Origin of the sequence: Rhodopirellula sp. JB055 (genome assembly GCF_043100905.1) — a bacterium.
Lineage (GTDB): Bacteria > Planctomycetota > Planctomycetia > Pirellulales > Pirellulaceae > Rhodopirellula.
The window spans coordinates 1-3,407 of the sequence record NZ_JBICHO010000130.1 but is presented as its reverse complement, the minus strand read 5'-3'; the positions used below and the strand labels follow the sequence as shown (position 1 = coordinate 3,407).

Below are 3,407 nucleotides of genomic sequence, written 5' to 3'. Positions count from 1 at the left end.
CGGCGGTCAAATTGCACCACGCTTCGTGGCCCTGCCACCAGCCCGCCCCATTCCCGGTGCGGCCGATGTTCTCATAAGTGGGTTCGCCGTTGGCGACTGCTTTGACAGGCAGATTCCGCCACATGTCCGCGACTCGCTCGGCGAGGTGTTCGCCACCGTGCCCGGTTTGGCACCACTGAAAATCCAACCAAGCTTTGTCTTGATGCGTGCGATTCTTTGCATGGGGCGAATAGTGAATTCCGGTTGGCTGTTGGTACGCATCCCACTTCTCGATTTCCGTTCCCGCGGCATCAAGTTGCTCGACGATGGAGGCTTTCTCGGCTGGCCCGTCTCCTCCCACCAACCAAATCGCCGGTCGGGCACCGTAGCGAGCAACGAGGTAGCGGCAATACCGAGCGTAGTCTTCGGCGCTGACCACATTGCCTGCCGTGCCACCACCTTTCCATCCGTACCCATGAAAGACAGGTTGATAAACAGGAGCGATCCCATGGGATGTCAGCACATCCACTAGCTGGTCAAACGTCTGAAAGTAGTCGGGATTCAGTTTCGTCAGCGTCCCCTGGGGGAGATCCTCAAAGCCAACATCGAAACCCTCCGCTTCGGTGCGAGAACGCGGCCCTTTGGTCTTCAGATCTGGTTGCACCGTCATCAACAACACGGCGTTGTACCCTTTGGCATGCCGGTCTTTGGCATACGTTTTCACTTGATCCACCGTCGCTCGCCATGGCAACGCCCAAGCCGTGTCAGCACACAACAGTCTCGCTGTTCCGTCCGCATGAATCAGGTTTCGGCCGCCTTTGGGAATCCTCCAAAACCCATGCTGCGTGAACGCGGTGGGTGTTTCGGTATTGGACGCGACCGATTGGAACAAACCGGTCTTCCCGTTCAGCCCAGGGTCTTCGTCTCGATCAGACGATTGCCAACGCCAATTGCCCGATGAAAGCGGTGACGCAAACCGCACACGGAATATTTGGCCGCCATCCCAAAACATCTGTCGACGAATGATGGTCCCATCGTCGTGAGTGAAATCCACCCAAGCCTCCACGTCCGTGTAAGGATTGGCGGTTTCCTTTTCAGCGGTGAACTCAAGCTCGACTTCTTGCCATTGCTGGCACTCAGCCGCTCCATCTGCCGCGCCGGCATCCGACACACCCAAACAAGCGACCCACCAAAGCAATCCACAAGCAAGTGCGTGACGCTGGACCATCTATTCTTCTCGCTTCCGATAAGTTTCGATCAAGAAATGACGCGACCGCCATTCCAATGGACAGGGGATACAGCCCAATAGTGTACGAGGTTCACGGACCTCGCGACACAAATCGTTTCCATCGAGGCTCGGCCAATCTCAACAACCTCTGCGGTTGCCCATGGATGATCCCCGCCAACGGCAGCAATGAGCTTGAGCTGCCCACCAAAATCATCACGATGCGAATCGGTGCGAGAAACGTGGGCGAAGCAAGAATGCAGGTCATTCGGTTAAACGAGACGAACCTCGCAACCGATAACATCGGCAAGGTCTTGGTCATCTCACTTCGCCTTCAACGGACATTGCCCATGAATTTCGATCGCATGTGGGAAGTCGTCAAACGGAACGTCAATCCGTTCAAAGGCGCGAACAAACCGAAATTGATTGCCTTGGATCGTTTGATCCAAGAAATCGGCACGGATTTCCGATCCAGTTTCACGCGACTGCGTGAAGTTGACTGGGCGTTTGCCCAATTCAACTTCGTATGGGTGCAGTCACTGACCGAGACCGAGTACCAGGAATTTCGGGGAATGTGGCTAAGCTGTTTTCAGTCACACAATCGGCCAGGTCCCCATGCGTCGCAAGCCCCTGCGTCTCCCAATTTCCACCGACTCGCTGAGTCCAATCCATCGCCTGCAGCCACGAAATTTCCAATTGCCGCAGCGAGCCATCGTTTTGCCGATGTCGTCAGCGATGCTGACCGTACTCGGATGCTGTCGACGTTGTCCAAGGATGAATTCTGGAACGAGCTTCAGTTCTTGAAAGAGAAGTATCAAAAAATTGCTTCGGCGCGAAACATCGGGAACCTTCACAAGGCATTCCTCTACGTTCAGGGCATCGGCAATTCCGCTTCGGACAAGCTGTTTCAAAACAGATACTTTGGCGAGTACGCCGCCAAGGCCGATTTGATCAACAACATTTATGATGACGCGGCAGCGAACGGACCGCAGAGCAGCTTGGAGAACAAACTGTTGGTCGCCGGTGGTCTTTGGCGAGTCGTCAAGACAACGCTTTCACTCGCTTTTGGAAGCCTTGTCATGCACGCTACCACCAGCCCGATGAAAGTGTTGAAAAAATCCCTGGGTGCTCTCAACGCATTGGCAGGGATGGTCGCGGGACTCACGGAATTGGTTCTTGGCAAAAACCCAAACTTCCAGCCATTGACGGGGCGTGTCGGTATCGACTCGGCGATTGAAAGGTACAAGAAGAAGTTCCTGGGGCCCGGATTGCATCAAGAAGGCGACACGATTCGGAGTCAAATGGAAGATGGTCCAGCCCGGCTGATCAAAAGCTCTGATATCACGATCTATGACTTGGACAAGGTCCGGGACCTGATCAAGCGTTCGCTTTGGTGGTGCAAGGTCTGGGAAAAGGATATCCAAGAGCTTCGTCGCGACTCCGCCAACGAAGTTGGAAATGCGGTTCTGACAAGTGGATTGAAGGACGCTGTTGGTGATCAATCAGCAAGCGAAGTCCTGAAACTCAACGCAGCCATTGACGCTGAAAAGGCAAGACAAAACGAAAAGATCAAAACCTTGGAAGGCAAGATCGCAAGTTCGAAGGCCTTCTATGGGAATCGCCTGGCAATCATCAATGATCTGCTGGCTGCATCGGAGACGCGATTGAGCATCGCTCGCAAACAAGCCAAGTCGGCGGCCGCCGGTCAATCGTTTGACATCTTGCGGCAAATCGCTGTGGAGGCATCGACGTTTGACCACGCCAACCTCAGGCCCGTCAAAACATTAGGAATTCAAAGCGAGAAAACGGTTTCGCAAAAACCCACGGGAATGACACGCAAGAGCATCCTGGAGGAAATCGACCTGGCGGTCGAGAATCGAGACCGCCACCTATCGATTGCCTCGTTCTCAGATGGTGACATCGCGTTGGAAGCGGCTGCTTAAGCATGTACGCAGGTGTCGTCGGGTATATAAAAACCAACCATTTCTGCATACCTGTTTAACAGGCTGTTGATTTATTGAACCGCACCGCGTTAGCGGCGGTTGATTAGACGCCAACCGGGGCGAACGCCCCAAGGCCTCACATGTTTTTGCTCGATCACTTCTGACGACCGGCTGAATCGCTTTCAGACAAGGACCGCAGACAAGGACCGCAGACAAGGACCAGAGCGGTCGCCTCATGAAAAAACCTCAGCCTCCGAACT

Annotated in this window: 2 protein-coding genes; one reads left to right on the top strand and one right to left on the bottom strand. The window is 54.2% G+C overall.

Going from position 1 to position 3,407, the window contains the following annotated elements; all coding sequences use genetic code 11:
- A partial coding sequence (locus tag ACF8AM_RS05380) for a DUF4038 domain-containing protein (RefSeq protein WP_392554644.1) occupies positions 1-1,207 on the bottom strand: 1,207 nt, incomplete at its 3' end.
- A gap of 164 nt (positions 1,208-1,371) precedes the next feature.
- Between ACF8AM_RS05380 and ACF8AM_RS05375 the strand changes: the two genes are divergently transcribed.
- On the top strand, positions 1,372-3,147 hold the full coding sequence (locus tag ACF8AM_RS05375; protein WP_392554643.1) for a hypothetical protein: 1,776 nt from the start codon (positions 1,372-1,374) through the stop codon (positions 3,145-3,147).
- Positions 3,148-3,407 lie beyond the last annotated feature (260 nt).

Bases quoted from the DNA above. Each gene is read 5' to 3' on its own strand.
- ACF8AM_RS05375 (WP_392554643.1), top strand. From the start codon at position 1,372: ATGATCCCCGCCAACGGCAGCAATGAGCTTGAGCTGCCCACCAAAATC.